The organism is Kitasatospora sp. NBC_00458 (genome assembly GCF_036013975.1).
Lineage (GTDB): Bacteria > Actinomycetota > Actinomycetes > Streptomycetales > Streptomycetaceae > Kitasatospora.
Genome location: NZ_CP107904.1, coordinates 7009796 through 7029195 on the forward strand (window position 1 = coordinate 7009796; position 19400 = coordinate 7029195).

The following is a 19400-nucleotide window of genomic DNA, read 5'->3' on the forward strand; positions in this document are numbered from 1 at the left end:
CATCGGGTGGTAGGCGGACGGAAAGCCCTTGATCCACACCGATCGTGATGTCTGATCAGCTACGCTCACGGCCGCGTCCGTCCGGTGCCGCACGCCCGGGGACGCCGTCCCGTCCACCCCCCGCGCCGAGCCGAGCCGGTCCGGCACGCCCCGGCGTGCCCACCGTCGCCGCTCCGGCGCGCCCGGCAGAGAGAAGGCCGACCGATGAGCAGTCCCCCCGCGGCCCACCGGCCCAGCCTGCCGCTGCGCCCGCCACCCCGGTTGCCCCTGGTGCTGCTGCGGGCCACCGCCACCGCGCTCGCCGCCCTGGCCCTGGTCCAGACGGTGCTGGCCGCCGGCTTCCTGAACGGCCACTACGACGCGCTCGCGGCGCACGGGCTGACCGCGATGGCCCTGGACACCGTGGTGCTCGTCCAGCTCGTGGTGGCCGCCCTGGTCACCCTGGCCGGCCGGACCGGCCGTGCCTCGTCCGCCGCCGGGGCCTCGGGCGGCACCGGCCGGTCGGGCGGTGCCCGCGGACCGCTCTGGCCGCTCGGCACCACGGCCCTGCTGGCGGTCGCGGCCGGCGCCCAGACCGCCTTCGGCTACGACCGCGCGGTCGGGCTCCACGTGACCTTGGGCGTGCTGCTGGTCAGCGCGCTGCTGTTCGGCCTGGTCGGCGCCTGGCGGCTGCCGCTGCCCGCGCGCGGCGGTGCGCCCGCCGACCCGCCCGCCGACCCGCACGGCGACGCCGCGGGACGGCTGCCCCGTCCGAGCGGCTCGATGGAGGTGGCGCAGTGAACCGCCGCCGGTTCCTCGGCGTCGGCGCCGCGGTGCTCGGCACAGGTGCGGTGGGGGCCTTCGCCGTGCCCTCGGCGGCCCGGCTGCTCACCGAGGCCCGCCCGGGACGCCTGCTGACCAGCGAGGTCGAGCTCCCCGAGCCGTTCCGGGTGCCGCTGCCGGTACCGGCGGTCCTCGCCCCGGTCCGCTCCGACGGCACCACGGACCACTACGAGATCACCCAGCGGGTCGTCGGGCTGGAGATCCTGCCCGGCCTGCGGACCGAGGCCTGGACGTACGGCGGCACCTTCCCGGGGCCGACCCTGGTCGGCCGGGCCGGGCGCGCGATGGTGGTCCGCCACCGCAACGAGCTGCCGGTGCCCTCGGTGGTCCACCTGCACGGCGGCCACACCCCGGCGGACAGCGACGGCTACCCGATCGACCTGCTGCTCCCGGTCGGCTCCTCCGCCGAGCGCGCCGCGCACGCGATGGCGGGCATGGCGGGCATGCCGGGCATGCCGGCGACGGCCGGTGCCGGAATCCCGGGCCGGAACATCATCGGCGAGCGCGACCACACCTACCCGGGCCACCAGCGCGCCGCCACCCTCTGGTACCACGACCACCGGATGGGCTTCACCGGCCCCGGCATCTGGCGCGGCCTGGTCGGCTTCCACCTGATCCGGGACGACGAGGAGGACGCCCTGCCGCTGCCGCGCGGCGCGCGCGACCTGCCGCTGATGCTGACCGACCGCGCCTTCGCCGCGGACGGTTCCTTCCGCTACCCCTCGGTCGACCCCGGGCTGAGCGTCCCGGGCGTCACCGACGACTACATGAACGGCGTGCTCGGCGACGTCATCCTGGTCAACGGCGCCCCCTGGCCGCGGGCCGAGGTGGACCGCGCCCACTACCGGCTGCGCCTGCTCAACGCCTCCAACACCCGGTTCTACCGCCTCGAACTCGACCCGCAGCCCGCCGGCGGCGGTGCGCTGGTCCAGATCGGCGGGGACGGCGGCCTGCTGGAGACGCCGGTCCGGCACGACGCCGTCGAGATCGCCCCCGCCGAGCGGTTCGACGTGGTGGTCGACTTCTCCCGGTACCCGCCGGGCACGTCCGTCCGCCTGGTGAACCGCTTCGGCGGCGAGCGGACCGGCGAGGTCCTCCTCTTCGACGTCACCTCGCGGCCGGTGAACGACGACGCCACCGTCCCCGAGCGCCTCTGCACCCTGGAACGGCTCGACCCCTCGACCGCCGTCACCACCCGCACCTTCGGCTTCCGCCGCAGCCGGAACGACGGCTGGACGATCAACAACCGGCCGTACCAGCCCGGCCGCGCGCTGGCCGCCCCGGCGCTCGGGAGCACCGAGATCTGGAGGTTCTTCAGCGACGTCCACCACCCCGTCCACCTGCACCTGGACCAGTTCCAGGTGCTCTCCCGCAACGGCGGCGACCCGGGGCCGTACGACGCGGGCTGGAAGGACACCGTGGACCTGCGGCCGTCGGAGGGGGTGGAGGTGCTGGTGCGGTTCACCGACTACCCGGGGACGTACATGCTGCACTGCCACAACCTGGAGCACGAGGACATGGCGATGATGGCGGACTTCGTCGTGGAGTGAGCGGGTCGGGGTGCGGGCCGGGACGCGGGCTAAGACCGGCCCGCTCACCCGCTCACCCGCTCACCCGTTCGGCCGAGCGCAGGAGGGCCCGCCGCGCTCCCGCCCGTGCCGGGAGCGCCCGGGCTCGGCCTCCGGCTCCGCCCGGTCCCCGCTCCGGCCCCCGCCGAGGTCCGGCCCCGGCGCAGGCCCCGGCTCCGGCCCCGGCCCCGACGTGCCTCCCCGCGACGCTTGACCTAGCGTCGCGGGGAGGGGGTACCCGGCCGGGGGAGGGCCCGGGCCGCACCAGCGAGGAGCCGCGCATGACCAGTCCCGCCGAACGCCGCCGGCGCGGCCGGGCCGCCCGCAGCAGGGCCTCCCGCACGGCCCACGGCCGCTGGATCCCCGCCGCCGACCGCCCGGACCCGATCCGCCTCCTGGAACAGCAGGCCGAGGACCGGCTCGCCGACCTCCGCCCGATCCGCTACGGCCGGATGGCCGACTCCGCGTTCGCATTCCTGCGCGGCTCCGCCGCCGTCATGACCGCCGACCTCGCCGCCGTCCCCGACACCGGCCTGACCGTCCAGCTCTGCGGCGACGCCCACCTGCTGAACTTCGGCGTGTACGCCTCGCCCGAACGCGCGCTGCTCTTCGACGTCAACGACTTCGACGAGACCTACCCCGGCCCCTTCGAATGGGACGTCAAACGGCTCGCCGCCAGCGTCGCCGTCGCCGCCCGCGACAACGGCCACGACGAGGACCGCGTGCACCGCGCCGCGCTCGCCGCCGCCCACGGCTACGCCGTCGCGATGCGGCGCCTGGCCGAGATGGGCGAACTCGACGTCTGGTACGCCCGGATCGACACCGCCGACCTCCCGGCGATGCTCCGCAAGGGCGGCCGTCGGCGCCGGCAGGTGGAGGCCAACCTGGACAAGGCCCGCAGGCGCACCAGCCTCCAGGCCTTCGGCAAGCTCACCGAGCGGGGCGAGGACGGCAGAAGCCGCATCATCAGCGACCCGCCGCTGATCGAACCGGTGCCGCGCGACGAGCTGCGCCGGGTCGGCAAGATCTACAGCGACTACCGCGCCACCCTCGCCGAGGACCGCCGGGTCCTGCTGGACCGCTTCCAACTGGTCGACGTCGCCCGCAAGGTGGTCGGTGTCGGCAGCGTCGGCACCCGCTGCTTCATCCTCCTGCTGGAGGGCCGGGACGAGCGCGACCCGCTCTTCCTCCAGATCAAGGAGGCCGGGCGGTCCGTCCTGGAGGACTACCTGCCCGACAACCCGCCCGAGGGCCGCCCGCTCTCCGAGGCGCCGGTCGCCCACGGCGGCCGCCGAGTCGTCACCGGCCAGCACCTGATGCAGGCCGCCAGCGACATCTTCCTCGGCTGGACCACCGGCCCGGCCGGCCGCCACTTCTACGGCCGCCAGCTGCGCGACATGAAGGGCTCCGCCGACGTCGCCGACATGGCACCCTCCGACCTGCGCGCCTACGCCGACCTCTGCGGCCGGACCCTGGCCCGCGCCCACGCCCGCTCCGGCGACCGTCTCGCCGTCGCCGGCTACCTGGGCAGCGCCGACACCTTCCCCGAGGCCGTGGCCGACTTCGCCGTCCAGTACGCGGACCAGACCATCGCCGACCACGCCGCGCTGCTGACCGCGATCGACGACGGAACGGTGGCGGCGCAGAAGGGCATCTGAACGGGGATCCGGGCGCACCCCGGGCCGGGACCGCGGCCGCCGTAACCCGGGCGGGGGGAGCCGGCCCGGGGCACCGGGACCGGTTCCGGTGCCCCGGGCCGGTGTACAAATGGGCCCGTGGACTTCCCCCGGACCCTGCGCGAGCGCCGTACCCGCCGCCGCCTCAGCCAGCTCGAACTCGCCACCCGCGCCGGGACCACCCAGCGCCACGTCAGCTTCATCGAGTCCGGCCGCTCGGCACCCGGGCGCGGCATGGTGGTCCGGCTCGCCGAGTCCCTCGACCTCCCGCTGCGTGAGCGCAACGAGCTGCTGCTGTCCGCCGGTTACGCCCCCGTGTACGCCGAGCACCCGCTCGACGGTCCCGAACTGGCCCCCGTCCGGGCCGCCCTCGGCCACATCCTCGACGGCCATCTCCCCTACCCCGCACTGGTGGTGGACCGGTCCGGCGGCGTCGTCGCCGCCAACGCGGCGCTCGGGCTGCTGACCGAGGGGGCCGCCGCGGAGCTGGTCGGCCCCGGGACCAACGCCTACCGGCTGGCCCTCCACCCGGACGGCCTGGCGCCCCGCATCCTCAACTTCGGCGCCTGGGCCCGGCACATCCTCGACCGGACCACCCACCTGGGCGCGCTCCACGCCGAACTGCGCGGCTACGTACCGGCTTCGGTGGAGCCGCCGGCCGACCACCTCGGCTTCGCCGTCCCCCTCCACCTGCGGACCTCGGAGGGCGAACTGCACCTGATGACGACGATCACCACCTTCGCCACCGCGGTCGACGTCACGCTCGCCGAGCTGAGGCTGGAGGCCTTCCTGCCGGTCGACGAGCCGACCTCGGCCGCCCTCCGCGCCTACGCCGCGCGCACCGGGGGGGAGCACCGGCTAGCGCATCGACGGGCATGCCGACGGCCGAACCGGTTTGCTCAGGCCGGGAACTGATAGTCCGTCACGATCCGTCCCGCGCCGTCCAGGACGAGGACGTCGACCCCGCCCCCGACCACCTCGCCGCCGGCGACCGCCACCATCTCCCAGGTCAGCCTGACGGCGTCGCGGAGCCGGACGGCCTCGCCCGAGCCCCGGAACGTGAACTCCCCGCCCGCCACGAACTCCTCGTAGGCCCGCGTCACCCGCTCCTCCAGTGCGTCGTGCCCGCGCGCCTCCAGTGCCGTCCCGCCGAAGCCCAGTTCGGCCGCCTGCTTGCGGATCTCCTCCGGCGGCTGGAGCAGGTGCACGCCGTCCGGCGCCCAGAGCTCCTCCACCGCCGCCCGCCGGCGGGCCGCGTCGGACTCCGTCCAGAGCGCGACGTAGCGGCCCGCGATGTCCTGTGTCGTCGTCATGGCGTCTCCTCGGTGCGTGTGCTGCGTCCGGTCCTCTTCGGTCGTGATCCATCCTGCGGCCGTCCGCGGGGGCCGACAATTCCCGGCGGGGAATGCCGGACGGGCCGTCATCCGGCGGGGGTGCGGCCCCGTCGGACGGTGGATTGCGGGAGGCCGGACCCCCGCCGTAGGCCGGGGTCCTCGGCGGGGACGTGCACCAACCACCCTTGAGGGCACTGGATCTGATGGTGGTTTCGTTCCACTTTCACCCATCGGCATGTCTTCGACAAGCTTGTTTCCCGTCAGTAACATGAGCGGTCCGCGCGGCCGTGCGATCCGCGCGCCTCTCCGCACCCACCCACCCCCCGTTCCCGGGCGGCCGCGCGCACCTGTCCGCCGCCCGTGCTGAAAGAGCCCCCTGGTGAAGAGTCCCCTCGGTACGGCCGTCCGGCCTGCCCTCGTCTCCCTGCTCGTGCTCGGCGCCGCCGCCTGCGGACCCACGTCGGAAGCCCCGCGGGCCGTGTCGGTCGCCGTGGAGGCCGCCGGGCCCGCCACCGCGACGGCCGCCGCGACCGCGGCGCCCTCCGCGCCCGCGGCCCACGCGCCCGCGGCGGGCACCGCCGGCGGGCCGTCCGGCACCCCGCAGGCCAAGGCGGCCGCACCGGCCACCGGTTCGCCCGCCGCGCCGCCGGCCGCACCGGCCCTCCCGTCGGGCGCCGCCGCCCCGGCCACGGGCGCGCTGTCGGTGACGGCGGCCCCGGCCGACGTGCAGACGGTCGCCATCGGCACGCCCGCCGTCGACGGCGCCGCCGCCACCCCGGCGGCGGCCACCGGACTGCGGCTCACCGCCTACGATCCGGCCGCCGGGACCGCCGTCCTGGCCGCCGCCCCCGCACCGGCCCCCTCGGCCGCGTCACCGTCCGCCGCGTCACCGACCGCCGCCGCCCCGACCGCCGCCGCGACCCCTGCCCCGTCCTCGGCCGCGCCCTCCGCGCCCTCCACGGCCGCCGCGACCCCGGAGGTCCGGCCCGGCCGGCTCATCGCCAGCCCGCCGACCGCCGCCGCTCCGCAGGGCGCGCTGGTCGCCGTCACCGCCGTCCACCCGGGGGCCGACGGCACCCTCGCCCTCGCCACCCGCCCGGCCACCCTCCCCGAACTGCTGGGCGGCGCCGAGGCGGACGGCAAGGTGGCGGTCGACCCGCAGGCGATCAAGGTCACCCCGCTGGTCAAGAACGTCAGGGCGACCGTCGCCCGGGAGAACGGCACCACCAAGGCCGAGGCCTCCGGCACCCTGGAGGTCGACGTCAAGGCCCCCGTCCCGCTCCCCGAGGGGGCCACCGCCGAGGCGTCCGGCTCGCTCACCCTCCACCCGGCCGTCCGCTTCGCCTACCACGGCGCCGGCGCCGGTGCCCCGCGCACCGCCTCGATCGGCTTCGACCTCGGAGCCCGCGCCCACTGGAAGGTCTCCGGCGACTTCGCCCGCGGCGCCGCCGCCCCCGTCCGGATCCCGTTCGCCAAGCTCCAGGCCAGCCCGGTCCTGACGGTCGCAGGGCTCCCCGTGGTCGTGAACCTCGGCCTCACCTGCTACCTGGAGATCGGCGCCGACGGGGCGGTCCACGTCGAGGCCGAGCAGGAGGCCACCGGCACCTGGGCCGTCCACGCCGACTACACCGGGGGCCGGGGCTGGACCTCCGCCGCCGACGCCGCCGACACCAAGGTCTCCCCGGTGCGCCTGCGCCTGAGCGGCAGGGCGGAGGTCCGCGCCGCGCTCGGTGCCGAGGTCAGCCTCGGCCTCTACGACGCCGTGGGCGTCGAGGCCACCGTGGCCCCGTACCTCCGGGCACGGGCCGACGGTTCGCTGGCCGTGGACGTCCCCGGCGGCGGCCCGCAACTGCAGGGCGGCTGGGCCCTGCTGGGCGGCGTCGACCTCAACGGCGCGCTGCTCGCCCACCTGAAGGTCTTCGGCACGCCGCTGATCGAGGGCCGGCTCCCGCTGCCGGCGTTCCACCGCGAGTGGCCCCTGCTGGCGGGCTCCGCGCCCTCGCCCCGCCCGTCGGTCTGACGCGGGGCGGCCCCGCCCGGGCCGGGGCTGCCGGACGGCGGACGGCGGACGGCGACCCTCTCAGGCCGAGAGCCCGCTCAGTCCGAGAGCCCGCTCCCGGCCTGAGAGGGCCGGGAGCGGGCTCGACGGATCGGCGGAGCGGATCAGCGCCCGGCCGGGTGGATCACCGGTCGTGAGACGGCGTCAGGTGGTGCTCCACTGCTGGTTGGGGCCGCCGTTGCAGTCCCACAGGAACAGTTCGACACCGTTCTCCGCCCTGCCGGCCGGGACGTCCAGGCACCGCCCGGACGGCTGGTTGTAGATGGTGCCGTCGCTCCGCAGCTCCCACTTCTGGCTGTACCCGGCCTCGCCGGGCAGGCAGGTCCAGAGGAGGATCCGGGTTCCGTTCCAGGTGCCGTTCTCGGCTCCGGCGAGGCACTTCCCGTAGACGCGGAGGGTGCCGTCGGTGTGGAAGGTCAGGTACTGGTTGACGCCGTTCCAGCAGTCCCACAGCGTGATCGGCGCGCCGTCGCCGGCGTTGCTGGCGTCGAGGCACTTGCGGCGGTCGAGCACGGTGTGCAGGAGGCTCGGATCGTTGGCGGTGGTGGTCCAGGACTGGTTGGTCCCGCCGTTGCAGCCCCAGTGCAGGAGCTCGGTGCCGCTATTCCCGTTCCAGGCCGGGACGTCCAGGCAGGTCCCGGTCGACGGGTTGCGGACACTTCCGTCGGCGCGCAGTTCCCACTTCTGCCCGGGGATCTCGGATTCGAGGGGGCCCGAGGGGCAGCGCTGGACGGTGACCCGGCTGTCGGTGCCACCGGTCACGCACTTGCCCGAGACCCGCAGGGTCTTGTCACTGTGGAAGACGAAGTGCTGCTGGTCGACGTTCCGGCAGTCCTCAAGGGCCAGGGCGTCACCGTCGCCGGTGGCGCGGGCGTCGATGCACCGGCCGGTCAGCACGGTGTGGATGCTCACCGTGCCGCCGGGGAAGCCCAGGAGGGGCTGTCCCGCGAAGCCGTTGAGGGGGGTGCTGCCGGATCCGCCGGTGGTGGTCCCGCTCCAGTGGTCGAGCCCGCCACTGGAGTTGAGGGCCCACAGGTCGGCGATCCCGTCGCCGGCGAAGTCGCCCGAGGAGCCGACGGTCGGGTAGACCTGCGGGACGAGTGAGCCGATGACGTTCTCCGAGACGGGGTTGCCGAAGGCCGAGAGGTCGGCCTTGCCGTCGGCTGCCCTGCGGCTCGGGTACTGGAGGAGCCTGCCGGAGGAGGTGTCCCGGGTCCAGAGGTCCGGCAGCCCGTCCGCGGTGGTGTCGCCGGGGGCGATGAGCTGGAGGTTCCTCCAGTCGCCGGTCGAGACCAGCACCGGATTGTCCAGGGCGCCGGTGGTGGTGGTGCCGCGGAACAGCCAGAGCTGCGTGCCGCCCTGGCCGTCGTCCTCGACGGTGAGCAGGTCGGTGCGGGTGTTCGCGGCGACGGTGCCGTCCGCCGAGCCGAGTGCGAGGATCTGCTTCACCCGGCTCCAGTCGGAGGCGTAGGCGGCGCCGCACGGCTGCCCGTTCAGGAGCTTGCAGCGCTGGGGGAGCGGGCGCCGGACCGCCACCGTGAAGTTCGAGGTGAAGTACTGCGAGGTCACCGCGAAGGTGCCGGTCGTCAGGGTGTTGCGGTAGAGGGTCAGCTCGCCGTCGCGGTAGGCGAACAGGTCGTCGATGTGGATGCCGTTGCCGCCGCGGTGGGTGACGAGGGTGTCCTTCCACCCCTTGCCGCCCGGGCTGTTGGCCTTGTCGGAGGCCAGGATCCCGGCTGCGCCGGGGTCGGTGGCGGTCGGGTAGACCCGCAGGTTGTCACCGGCGTCGGGAAGCAGGAGGTCGACCCGCTGGTCCCCGGTGATGTCGCCGAGGACGGTCTTGGCGTTCGGGTCGCTCGGTGCGTAGAACGCGTAGGTGTTCTCCTGCGAGCGGTTGCCGGCCCGGTCGACCGCCTGGACGCGCAGGGTGTTGGTGCCCCACATGGTGGGAGTCAGGTTGATGACCGCGGAGCCGTTGCCGGAGGCGTCGACCCGGTTGGCGCCGCCCACCGGGATGGCCGAGTTGAAGGCGTACTCGTAGTACAGCACGCCGCTGGCGCTGTCCGTCGCGCTGACGGCGAACGCGCCGGCCTCGCCGATGTGCTTGGCCGAGCCGGGCAGGGTGCCGGACGCCGGGTAGTCCGCGGACGTGACGGTCGGCACCGCCGGCGGGGTGAGGTCCAGGCTGAACATGCAGCCGGCCGACGAGTCCGAGGCGAGCTCGCCGTCGCCGGTCTGCGCGCGCCAGTAGTAGGTGTGGCCGTCCTGGAGGTTGCCGGCCGTGACGGTGGCCACGTGGTGGCTGTTGCCGCGGTTGCCCCAGCCGCTGTCCCAGATCACCGGCTCACCGCCGGCGCCGACGTCGCGGACCTCGAAGCGGGCGTCGACCTGCTGGTTGTCCGGGTCGCCGACCCAGGCCGACAGGCGGACGCCGGTGGCGGCGTTGGTCGCGCCGATCCAGCCGCAGCCGTTGCCGTTGGCGTTCTGCGGGGCCGGTTCCATCCACAGGCTCCACGGCGCGAACGGGGCGCGGTTGTACTCGATGTACAGGTAGGGCAGCTTGGCGGGCGTGCGGGTGAAGCGCTTGAAGCCGATGTTGCCCTTGTCGCCGTCGCGCTTGGACTCGTCGGCCGCGAACAGCGCGAAGGTCAGCTGGCCGCGCCAGTGGTTGTCGGCCAGGTGCTGGCGGACGTCCCACTCGCCGGTCGTGGTGGCGCCGGGGCAGCCGTCGCCGCCGGCGCTGTTGAGCACGGACGTCCCCAGCGGGCCCCAGTCCCAGGGCTGGCTGTTCCAGCGGGTGGTGTCGTCGATGGGGTGCGTGGGGTGCAGTGTCACGCCGAACGTGGAGCTGCAGTTGTTGGCGGCGCCGTAGGACTGGGTGGCGACCACGTTGGCCTTCCGGATGACCTTGTCACCGAGGTCGCCGGTGCCGATCTGGAAGTAGTAGCGCTCCAGCCCCTTCTTGGTCTGCCACTGCTGGTAGCCGACGCCCGGGTCGTACCGGTCGCTGTAGTCGTTGTAGTGGGTCTTGTCCGGGTAGGCCTCCTGGACCCAGGTCCAGTTCTGCGTACCGCGGTTGGTGGGCGTCCACGGCGGGTCGATGTAGACCGGGTAGGTGGTGGTCGGGGCGTTCAGGAAGGCGCTGTCGGGCGTGACCGCTATCGAGGTGGCGGCCGGAGTCGCCGACAGCTGCGAGACGTTGGCACCGAGCCCGGGGCCGTCCGCGTCCGAGTACACCTTGAGGCCCTCGGAGTCGGCGGGCCCGGTCGCCGTGTCGGGGGCCGCGGCCGGCGCGTCCGCGGCGGAACGGGCCGCCCGGGCACCGGACTTGGCGGCCACGGCGGCGGCGGGGGTGGCGGGGGTCGTGCTGGAGTCCCACATGGTGGGAGCGGGTGCGCGGAAGACCACCCGGCCGTCGGCGTCGGTGGCGTTGAGGTTGCCACCGGCGTCGGCGCTCACCGAGACGCCCTCGGTCTTCAGGCCGAGGGTGAGGGCCTTCACCTTCGGGTCCTGCGCGGCGGCCGGGGTCTTGACCACCAGGACCTGCGTGAACCCGCCCGCCTGGTTGGCGGTGAGCTTCAGGTCGACGCCGGGCGCGACCTCGGCGTAGGTGGCGCTCTCGCCGTCCAGGACGGGCGTCGGCAGCGCACCGGGCCAGCTCAGCGTGAGCTTGCGGCCGTCCTGGTCGAGGGTGGCCAGCGGCCCGGACCCGCCGCCCGACAGCGTCAGCCGGTTGCTCGTCACCTTCGGCCGCAGCGAACCGTCCGACGCCCGGACGAGCGTCGCGTCGAGGTCCTTCCAGACCCCGTCCTGCCGGGCCCGCGCGGGAGCGACCGTACGCCGCAGGCCCAGCGTGCCGTTCGGGTTCGCCACCACCGTGTCGGTCTCGGTGGTCAGCGCCGGGATCTCGACCGGCTTGCCGGTGCGCCGGGCCTCGGCCAGCGCCGCGGCCTCGGCGGCCCGCTGCGCGGTCTCGGCGGCCGTACCCGGCACGGGCGGAGCCTCCGTCCCGGCGGTCGGGGAAGCCGGGGCGGCCGGAGAAGCCTGGGAAGTCCCGTCGGCGGCGAAAGCGGGGGCGGTGGAACTGAGCATGCCAACAGTCAGTACGATGCCGACCGATGCGGCCAGCATGGATCTGCGTCGACGGCTCCGATGGGGGGATATCGACCCCATAAGTGCAAAACCTCTCGTCAGTCGGTTGATTGCCGTGCGGATATCGGCGAACGGGAACCTAACACCCGTATGCAACGTCTTATTTGACGGTTGGTCGGATCTGTTGTGAGGCACCTCACAACTGCAAGCTCTCCGTAGTCGAGGCCCCGCTCGGAGCAGTCGGGTGCGCACGATCGGTGAGCGGGCATCAGTAACCCCGCATAGTAAAGAAGGTCAAAACACCCCCCCTCTTCGCACGCTGCGTGAGGTCGGGAGTGAACACCGATTCCCCCTGTTCGTTTCACCACTGCCGGTGCGCCGGTCGCCGATGGATCACGTTCGCGAACGGACGTTAGGCTTCGCGCGGGAATTCCTGTTCGCCAGGCCTTCGGGCGGGGCTGCTCCGGAATTCCGAGGGGCTTGCCGTGTCGGCACCACCGGACGGATTCCACGCCGAACGGCGGTCGCCGGGGAGCCGGCGGCCGGGCGTTCGGGGGCGGGGGCGGTGGCGGTGGCGGCGCCTTCCCCGCGGCCGCTGTGCCGGAAGGGCCCCGTGGCGGATCTTGGGTTCTAACGGTCCTCGCAACACCCGTGATCGATGGGAGTTGCGGGGACCGTGGGCGTTGGACGCGATGATCTTTCGGGGTTGAGGGAGCGTTTCCTTGCGCGGCTGGATGCCGTGGGGAACGTGACCGTGGTGGCGCGTGAGCTGGGGATGAACCGGAACACCGCCTTCGGCTGGGCCCGGAAGGCCGGACAGAGCTCGGTGCGCCTGCCACGGCGGCACCCCGGGCGCGACGAGTACGAGCGGCTCCGGGCCGGGGGTGTCGCGCGTCAGGAGGCGGCCCGGCGGGTCGGTGTGAGCGAGCGCACGGCCAGGGACTGGGACCAGGGCGTCAAGAAGAGTGCCATGACGCGGACCTATCCCGACGGCCGCCGTGTCGACTACGCCACCGGGACCGTCACGATGTGCGGTGTGACCACGGCACCAGTGGGCCTGACGGCCCTGGAACAGCAACTGCACCCGAGGTTCCTGACACTGGCCGAGCGCGAACGGATACGGGATCTCCAGGCACTCGGTCAGTCGTTGCGGGCGATCGGACGTGCCCTGGGGCGGCCGGCGAGCACGGTCAAGCGGGAGATCGACGCGAACTCGGGCGGCAAGGGATACCAGCCCTACGCGGCCCACCGGGCGGCCGCCGCACGCAGGCCCCGGCCCAAGGAGCGCAAGCTGCTGCGCGAGGGACGACTGCGCGGCTTCGTGCAGGACAGACTGCGCGTCCGGTGGTCACCGGAACAGATCTGCCACGCTCTACCGACGGAGCATCCCGACGACGAGAGCATGCGGGTGAGCGTGGAAACGATCTACCAGGCGCTGTACTTCCAGGCCCGTGGCGGCCTGAAACGGGAAGTACAGGCAGCCGTCCGCTCCGGCCGGACCCGCCGCAAACCCCGCCGCGACCCCGAGCGGCGCACCCCGCGGTTCATCGACCCGATGGTGATGATCAGCGACCGACCCGCCGACGTCGAGGACCGGGCCGTGCCCGGTCACTGGGAAGGGGACCTGATCATCGGCGCGGGCGGCCGCTCCGCGATCGCCACCCTGGTCGAGCGCAGCACCCGTTACACCATGCTGGTCCACCTGCCGGGCGGTGCCCACGACGCCGAGACCGTCCGCGACGGCCTCGTCCGCACCATCCAGACCCTGCCCGCCCACCTGCGCGGCTCCCTCACCTGGGACCAGGGCGGCGAGATGGCACGCCACAGGCAGTTCACCATGGCCACCGGCATGCCCGTCTACTTCTGCGACCCCGCCTCACCCTGGCAACGCGGTTCGAACGAGAACACGAACGGGCTCCTGCGGCAGTACTTCCCGAAGGGAACCGACCTCAGCCCGCACAGCCCCGAAGACCTCGAACACGTCGCCCAAGAACTCAACGGCCGCCCACGCAAGACGCTCGGCTGGGATACCCCAGCCGAGCGTCTACGTGATCTACTCACCACCTAAAACCAAGTGGTGTTGCGACGACCCCTTGAACCCAAGGATGCCGCGGGGCCCTGCGGTGTTCGGGGGTGCGGGGGTCAGGCGGGGGTGAGGAGGTTCAGGGCTCCCGGGGTGACGGTGACCTCGACGGGGAGGGGGGCCATGAACTCGCCGTCGGCGTAGGCGGTGATGCCGGGGGAGTCGATGCGGACGGCGGTGGTGCGGTGGGTGGTGACCTCGGGGCGCCGGACGTGGGTGCCCTTGAAGAGGGTGGGGAAGAAGCGGGCGACGCGGTGGCGGGGCATGGCGTCGACGAGGGTGAGGTCGAGGAGGCCGTCGGCGGGGTCGGCGTCGGGGCAGATGAGCATGCCGCCGCCGTAGCTGCTGGTGTTGCCGACGGCGGCGAGGGTGAGGTCGCGGGTGATCTCGGTGCCGTCGGCGAGGGTGAGGCGGAAGGGGAGGGGCCGGAGGTTGGCGAACTCGACCGCGATGGCGAGGTTGTAGCGCATCCGGCCGCGCGGCCAGCGGAGGCGGTTGGTGCGGTCGCTGACCAGCGAGTCGAAGCCGCTGGCGAGCACCGAGCCGAACCAGCGGGTGCTCCCGTCGGCGGCGGTGACGCGGCCGAGGTCGACGGTGCGGGTGTGGCCGGCGGCGACGACGTCGGCGGCGGCCTCGGGGCTGTCGCGCGGCAGGCCGTAGGCGCGGGCGTGGTCGTTGCCGGTGCCGGCCGGTATGACGCCGAGGGGGACGGACGTCCCGGCGACGGCCTGGATGCCGAAGTTGACCATGCCGTCGCCGCCGACGACGACCAGGGCGTCGCAGGGGGAGGCGCCGGGGGAGCCGGAGTCGACGGCGGCGCGGGCGAGTTCGAGGGACTCGGCGGCGGAACCGCCCGCCCGCGCGTCCACGGTGACACCGAGGTCGCGCAGGCGGGCGGTGGCGCGGCGGGCCGCCGGTTCGGCGTGTCCGGCGGCCGCTGCGGGGTTGGTGAGGAGAACGACGCGGGCGATGGTTCTCCGGCCGCTCACGGGATCAGCTTCCCCGGGTTGAGGATGCCCGCCGGGTCCAGCTCGGCCTTGACGGCGCGCAGGATGCGCACGCCCAGCTCGCCGACCTCGTCCGTCATCCAGGGGCGGTGGTCGGCGCCGACCGCGTGGTGGTGGGTGATGGTGCCGCCGGTCGCCACGATGGCGTCGCAGGCGGCGCGCTTGGCGGCGCCCCAGCGGGTCAGCGGTTCCTCGCCGAGGGCGGCGACGACGGTGAAGTAGAGCGAGGCCCCGGTCGGGTAGACGTGGGAGATGTGGCAGAGCACGAGGGCGCCGGGGAGGGCCTCGGTGAGCGCGGTCGTGACGGCGAGCCGGAGGTCGGCCAACTGCCGCCAGGAGGTGGCGGTTTCGAGGGTCTCGCAGAGCGCGCCCGCGCTGAGCAGGGAGTCCCGCAGGTAGGGGGCGTTGAACCGGCCGTGCTCCCAGGCCCGGGCGGGCGCCTCGCCGAGCGAGGTGCCGCCGGCCGCGAGCAGGACGGCCCGGGTCGCCTCGTGCCGTGCGGCGACCTGGTCGGCGGCGCCCTCGAAGACGGTGACGGCCAGGCAGCCGGTGACCGCCGGCTCGCCGCCGATCCTCTCGGTCATCGCGAGGTTGACCATGGTCTCGGCCTCGTCGGAGAGCCGGATGACGGTCGGGCCGGTGCCCTGCTGCTCCACCGCGCGCAGGGCGGCCGCGCCGGTGGCGAAGTCGGGGAAGGACCAGGCCTCGTGGGCCTTGGCGGCCGGGACGGGGTGGACGCGCACCCGGACGGCGGTGATCACGCCGAGGGTGCCCTCCGAGCCGAGGAACAGTTCCCGCAGGTCCGGTCCGGCGGCGGAGGCGGGGGCGCGCCCGAGGTCGAGGGTGCCGGCCGGGGTGACGACGCGCAGGCCGCGCACCATCTCGTCGAACCGCCCGTACCCGGCCGAGTCCTGGCCGGACGAGCGGGTGGCCGCGAAGCCGCCGATGGTGGCGAAGCGGAAGCTCTGCGGGTAGTGGCCGAGTTCGAAGCCGTGCTCGGCGAGCAGCGCCTCCGCCGCCGGGCCGGTGACGCCCGCGCCGAGGACGGCCTCGCCGGAGGTGGCGTCGAGGTCGAGCAGTCCGTCGAGGCGGCGCAGGTCCAGCGAGACGACGGCGGTGAGCCCGCCGCGCTCCGGGTCCAGCCCGCCGACCACGCTGGTGCCGCCGCCGAACGGGACGACGGCGATGCGGCGTTCGGCGCAGAGTGCCAGCAGGGCGGTGATCTCGTCCTCGCCGCCGGGCAGCACGACCGCGTCGGGGGCGTCCTGCGGCTCGCGGCTGCGGCGGCGCAGCAGGTCGGGGGTGGACTTGCCGCCGGCCCGGGGGAGGCGGTCGGCGTCGGCGGCGCTGACGTGCGCCTCGCCGACGACGGCGGCGAGGGCCGCGAGGTCGTCCGGGGTCAGGGCGGACGGCCGGAGCACGACGTCCGAGGCGTCCGGGCCGGGTGCGGCGTCGCCGGTGACGCCGAGGGCGGCGGCGAGCAGGCCCTTGACGTCGGCGGAGAGCTCCTTGGCGAGGGCCGGGTCGCCCCAGGCGTCCCACTTCATCGGGGGGAGCGGCAGCGCGGCGGGGGCCGTGGCCGCTTGCGTCTCGGGGGTCATGCGTTACAGTGTTACACATCATGTCAAGTAGTAACGATGACTCCGACCGGTCGCCCGAGCCCCGCGGGACCGACGACGCCATCCTCGACGCCGCCGCCGAGCTGGTCGTCCAGCTCGGCGTGCGCCGCACCCAGTTGGCGGAGATCGCACGGCGCGCCGGGGTCAGCCGGCCGACCGTCTACCGGCGCTGGCCGGACGTCCGTGCGGTGATCGGCGCACTGCTGACCCGGGAGATCGCGGCCACCCAGGGCGCCGTCCGGCTGGCCGGGGCGGACCGGGCGGCGTTCGTCGACGGCGTCGTCGAGGTCGCCGTCCGGCTGCGCGACCACCCGGTGCTCGGAGCGCTGCTGCGGTCCGCCGACTCCGACACGCTCTTCGAGTACGTGGTCGAACGCCTCGGCACCAGCCAGCGCGGTCTGCTCGAAGCGCTCCGCGCCGGCATCGCGCAGGGGCAGCGGCACGGCTCGATCCGGGCCGGGGAACCGGTCGAACTCGCCGCCATGGTGCTGCTGATCGCCCAGTCCACCGTACAGTCGCACCGGATGGTCGCGCAGTTGCTCTCCGAGGCCGCCTGGCGGCGCGAACTGGCCCGCGCCCTGGACGGATACCTCGCGCCGTGAACCGCAGCAACGCCACCCGCCACGGAGGCCGCAGATGACCACCACCGCCGGACCCTTCGCCGGGACCACCCGACTCAGCGCCCGCCGACGGGAGTTGGACCTCGAAGCACTCGCCGCCGAACCCGTCGTGGACCTGCTGGTCATCGGCGGCGGCGTCACCGGCGCCGGGGTCGCCCTCGACGCGGCCGCGCGCGGGCTCTGCACCGTGCTCGTCGAGTCCCGCGACCTCGCCTTCGGGACCAGCCGCTGGAGCTCCAAGCTGGTCCACGGCGGCCTGCGCTACCTGGCCTCCGGGCGGATCGGGGTGGCCCGGGAGAGCGCCCTCGAACGCGGCGTGCTGATGACCCGCACCGCCCCCCACCTGGTCCGTTCGCTGCCCCAACTCGTGCCGCTGATCGACGGGTTGTTCCGCCCGGGGCAGGCCGCACTGGTCCGGGCCGGCTTTCTCGCGGGGGACGCCCTGCGGCTGAGCGCCCGCACCCCCGGCGCGCTGCTGCCCCGGGTCCGCCGGGTCGGTGCCGACCGCGCCCGCGGACTGGTGCCGGGCCTGCGGACGGCCGGCCTGAACGGCGCGCTCGTCGCCCACGACGGCCAACTCGTCGACGACGCACGGCTGGTGGTCGCCCTCGCCCGGACGGCGGCGCAGTACGGCGTCTCCGTGCTCACCCGGGTCCGCGCCGACGAGGTGACGGGAGGCGGTGCCCGGCTCACCGACCAGCTCACCGGCCAGTCGTTCGCCCTGACCGCGCGGGCCGTCGTCAACGCCACCGGTGTCTGGGCCGGCGAGGTGGACCCGTCGATCCGGCTGCGGCCCAGCCGGGGCACCCACCTGGTCGTCGACGCCGCCGCGCTCGGCCGGCCCACGGCGGCGCTGACCGTCCCCGTGCCCGGTTCCACCAGCCGGTTCGTCTTCGCGCTGCCCCAGCAGCTCGGCCGGGTCGCGATCGGTCTCACCGACGAGGACGCGCCCGGCCCGATCCCGGACGAGCCCGAGCCCACCGACGCCGAACTCGACTTCCTCCTCGACACCGTCAACGCGGCCCTGGAGACCGCCCTGACCAGGGCCGACGTGCGCGGCGCGTTCGCCGGGCTGCGGCCGCTGATCGACACCGGCGACGGCGCCACCGCCGACATCTCCCGGCAGCACGCGGTGCTGGAGTCGCCCGACGGGGTGATCACGGTGGTCGGCGGCAAGCTCACCACCTACCGCCGGATGGCCGAGGACGCGGTCGACACCGCCGTCCGTCTGCGCGGCCTGCCCGCCCGTGACTGCTGGACCACCCGGCTGCCCCTGGTCGGCGCGCCCGGACACCGCGACAGCCGGCCCTGCCCCGAGGGCGAGGTACCGGCCTCCCTGGTCGCCCGGCACGGCGGTGCGGCCCGCGAGGTGCTCGCCGCGGGCGAGGCGCTCGGGGCCGGGTACGCGGCGCCGGTGGTGGAGGGCGTCGACGTGAGCCGTGCCGAGATCGCGTACGCCATGACGCACGAGGGCGCGCTGGACGTCGGGGACGTGCTGCACCGCCGGACCAGGATCGGCCTGGTCCCGGCGGACGCGGAACGGGCCCGGGCGGCCGTCGCGGAGATCGTCGCGAAGGCGGACCGGGCGTGACCGGGGCACCGGGCGTCACCGGGGCGTCGGATGCGGTCGGGGCACCGGGCGTGAACGGGGCGCCGGATGCGGCCGGGGCGTCGGCGGTGCCGGGGGAGGAGCGCCTGGAGGGGCTGGTCCAGTACCGGGTCGTCAAGTACACCGAGGAGGAGCGGACCGGGGCGCGTCCGGCCTGGACGTCCCACTCGGACATCGGCTGCTCGTTCGGCGGGGAGGTGCTCACCGCCGAGGCCTACGCGGAGACGGAGGAGCGCTACCTCGCGGCGGTCCGCGGGTTCGCGGCGGCCTACGGGGTCTCGGCCGTCCGGGTGGCGTCGCTGGAGATCGAGCCCGAGAGCACCTGGTGGGGGCGGGTGGGCGAGGGTGACGAACTCGCGATCGACGACGCCGTCGAGCTGGCGCGGTCGATGCTCCGGGAGGAGTTCGTCTGGTGCCTGCTGTCCGGCCCGGACGGCTTCTTCGCCCACTTCGGGTACGACTACTACATGTACCTCGGCGGGCCCGGCCCGGCCGAGGAGGCCGTCGGGGCGGCCCGGCGGTCCGGGCTCCAGGTGGACGGGTTCACCTCGCCGTACTGGGACTGAACCGCTGTGCGGCGGCTGCGCCGCCCGGCGCGTCCGGGTGTTCAGTGCCCCGTGCGCTCCGGCATCGGGTGCTCGGCGCCGCCGGTCTCCAGGACGCAGGTCAGTGGCCGCCCGGGCGCGCCGCTGCGCTCCAGCCGGACGGCGAGCGGCAGCGGGGGCTCCCCGGGCAGGTGGGCGGCCAGGGTGAGCGGGTAGACGCCGTACCCGTGGACGCGGTGGAAGGCGACCTCCCTGCCGTCCACCAGCAGCTCGGTCTCGGTGATCCGGCCGGACCGCACGTTCACCGTGACGGAGCGTCCGGCCCGGTCGAGACGGAAGCTGTGCCGCTGGCGCATGGATGACCTC

14 protein-coding genes are annotated in these 19400 nt (G+C 74.5%); 9 read left to right on the forward strand and 5 right to left on the reverse strand.

The genetic code is table 11. The annotated features are described in order from the left end of the window. Positions 1 to 204 precede the first annotated feature (204 nt). The 4 genes from OG550_RS28530 (at position 205) to OG550_RS28545 (ending at position 4981) form a co-directional block, all read left to right on the forward strand. Positions 205 to 780 (forward strand): hypothetical protein, encoded by a 576-nt coding sequence (locus OG550_RS28530; RefSeq protein ID WP_327682313.1) that lies wholly within the window; start codon positions 205 to 207, stop codon positions 778 to 780. Then, positions 777 to 2372, forward strand: coding sequence for a multicopper oxidase family protein (locus OG550_RS28535; protein ID WP_327682315.1), 1596 nt, complete (start codon positions 777 to 779; stop codon positions 2370 to 2372). Before OG550_RS28530 ends, OG550_RS28535 begins: the two co-directional genes overlap by 4 nt. Before the next feature lie 299 nt (positions 2373 to 2671). After that, on the forward strand, positions 2672 to 4048 hold the full coding sequence (locus OG550_RS28540) for a DUF2252 domain-containing protein (protein ID WP_327682316.1): 1377 nt from the start codon (positions 2672 to 2674) through the stop codon (positions 4046 to 4048). A gap of 117 nt (positions 4049 to 4165) precedes the next feature. Continuing rightward, positions 4166 to 4981, forward strand: a complete 816-nt coding sequence (locus tag OG550_RS28545) for a helix-turn-helix domain-containing protein (RefSeq protein ID WP_327682318.1) — start codon at positions 4166 to 4168, stop codon at positions 4979 to 4981. On the opposite strand, the gene OG550_RS28550 is transcribed toward OG550_RS28545, so the two are convergent. Next, on the reverse strand, positions 4966 to 5379 hold the full coding sequence (locus OG550_RS28550) for a hypothetical protein (RefSeq protein WP_327682319.1): 414 nt from the start codon (positions 5377 to 5379) through the stop codon (positions 4966 to 4968). The genes OG550_RS28545 and OG550_RS28550 overlap by 16 nt on opposite strands. A 400-nt stretch (positions 5380 to 5779) precedes the next feature. Between OG550_RS28550 and OG550_RS28555 the strand changes: the two genes are divergently transcribed. After that, entirely contained in the window at positions 5780 to 7420 is a 1641-nt protein-coding gene (locus OG550_RS28555) for a hypothetical protein (protein WP_327682321.1), read from the forward strand. 183 nt (positions 7421 to 7603) lie between these two features. Here the strand turns inward: OG550_RS28555 and OG550_RS28560 are convergent, their stop codons facing one another. Then, positions 7604 to 11452 (reverse strand): RICIN domain-containing protein, encoded by a 3849-nt coding sequence (locus OG550_RS28560; protein ID WP_327682323.1) that lies wholly within the window; start codon positions 11450 to 11452, stop codon positions 7604 to 7606. A 931-nt stretch (positions 11453 to 12383) separates the two neighbouring features. Between OG550_RS28560 and OG550_RS28565 the strand changes: the two genes are divergently transcribed. Continuing rightward, entirely contained in the window at positions 12384 to 13619 is a 1236-nt protein-coding gene (locus OG550_RS28565; RefSeq protein WP_442906188.1) for an IS30 family transposase, read from the forward strand. 74 nt (positions 13620 to 13693) lie between these two features. On the opposite strand, the gene OG550_RS28570 is transcribed toward OG550_RS28565, so the two are convergent. Both OG550_RS28570 and OG550_RS28575 read right to left on the reverse strand, forming a co-directional pair. Beyond that, a complete protein-coding gene (locus OG550_RS28570; RefSeq protein WP_327682324.1) occupies positions 13694 to 14623 on the reverse strand; it encodes a diacylglycerol kinase in 930 nt (309 codons plus the stop codon). Beyond that, positions 14620 to 16242 carry an FAD-binding oxidoreductase gene (locus OG550_RS28575; RefSeq protein ID WP_327682326.1) on the reverse strand — a complete coding sequence of 541 codons (1623 nt, stop codon included), beginning with the start codon at positions 16240 to 16242 and terminating at the stop codon, positions 14620 to 14622. Before OG550_RS28575 ends, OG550_RS28570 begins: the two co-directional genes overlap by 4 nt. Before the next feature lie 20 nt (positions 16243 to 16262). On the opposite strand from OG550_RS28575, the gene OG550_RS28580 reads away from it, so the two are divergent. From OG550_RS28580 to OG550_RS28590, 3 genes are read left to right on the forward strand one after another with little or no spacing between them, the layout of a single operon-like run. After that, positions 16263 to 16862 carry a TetR/AcrR family transcriptional regulator gene (locus tag OG550_RS28580; RefSeq protein WP_327682327.1) on the forward strand — a complete coding sequence of 200 codons (600 nt, stop codon included), beginning with the start codon at positions 16263 to 16265 and terminating at the stop codon, positions 16860 to 16862. Positions 16863 to 16896: 34 nt separating this feature from the next. Continuing rightward, a complete protein-coding gene (locus tag OG550_RS28585) occupies positions 16897 to 18471 on the forward strand; it encodes a glycerol-3-phosphate dehydrogenase/oxidase (RefSeq protein ID WP_327682329.1) in 1575 nt (524 codons plus the stop codon). Next, positions 18468 to 19055 carry a hypothetical protein gene (locus OG550_RS28590; protein WP_327682331.1) on the forward strand — a complete coding sequence of 196 codons (588 nt, stop codon included), beginning with the start codon at positions 18468 to 18470 and terminating at the stop codon, positions 19053 to 19055. The genes OG550_RS28585 and OG550_RS28590 overlap by 4 nt, the downstream gene beginning before the upstream one ends. A gap of 41 nt (positions 19056 to 19096) precedes the next feature. Here the strand turns inward: OG550_RS28590 and OG550_RS28595 are convergent, their stop codons facing one another. Continuing rightward, on the reverse strand, positions 19097 to 19390 hold the full coding sequence (locus tag OG550_RS28595) for a hypothetical protein (protein WP_327682333.1): 294 nt from the start codon (positions 19388 to 19390) through the stop codon (positions 19097 to 19099). Positions 19391 to 19400 lie beyond the last annotated feature (10 nt).

Coding starts and splice junctions, on each gene's coding strand:
- OG550_RS28530 (WP_327682313.1), top strand. CDS start 205: ATGAGCAGTCCCCCCGCGGCCCACCGGCCCAGCCTGCCGCTGCGCCCG.
- OG550_RS28595 (WP_327682333.1), bottom strand. CDS start 19,390: ATGCGCCAGCGGCACAGCTTCCGTCTCGACCGGGCCGGACGCTCCGTC.
- OG550_RS28580 (WP_327682327.1), top strand. CDS start 16,263: ATGTCAAGTAGTAACGATGACTCCGACCGGTCGCCCGAGCCCCGCGGG.
- OG550_RS28550 (WP_327682319.1), bottom strand. CDS start 5,379: ATGACGACGACACAGGACATCGCGGGCCGCTACGTCGCGCTCTGGACG.
- OG550_RS28540 (WP_327682316.1), top strand. CDS start 2,672: ATGACCAGTCCCGCCGAACGCCGCCGGCGCGGCCGGGCCGCCCGCAGC.
- OG550_RS28585 (WP_327682329.1), top strand. CDS start 16,897: ATGACCACCACCGCCGGACCCTTCGCCGGGACCACCCGACTCAGCGCC.
- OG550_RS28575 (WP_327682326.1), bottom strand. CDS start 16,242: ATGACCCCCGAGACGCAAGCGGCCACGGCCCCCGCCGCGCTGCCGCTC.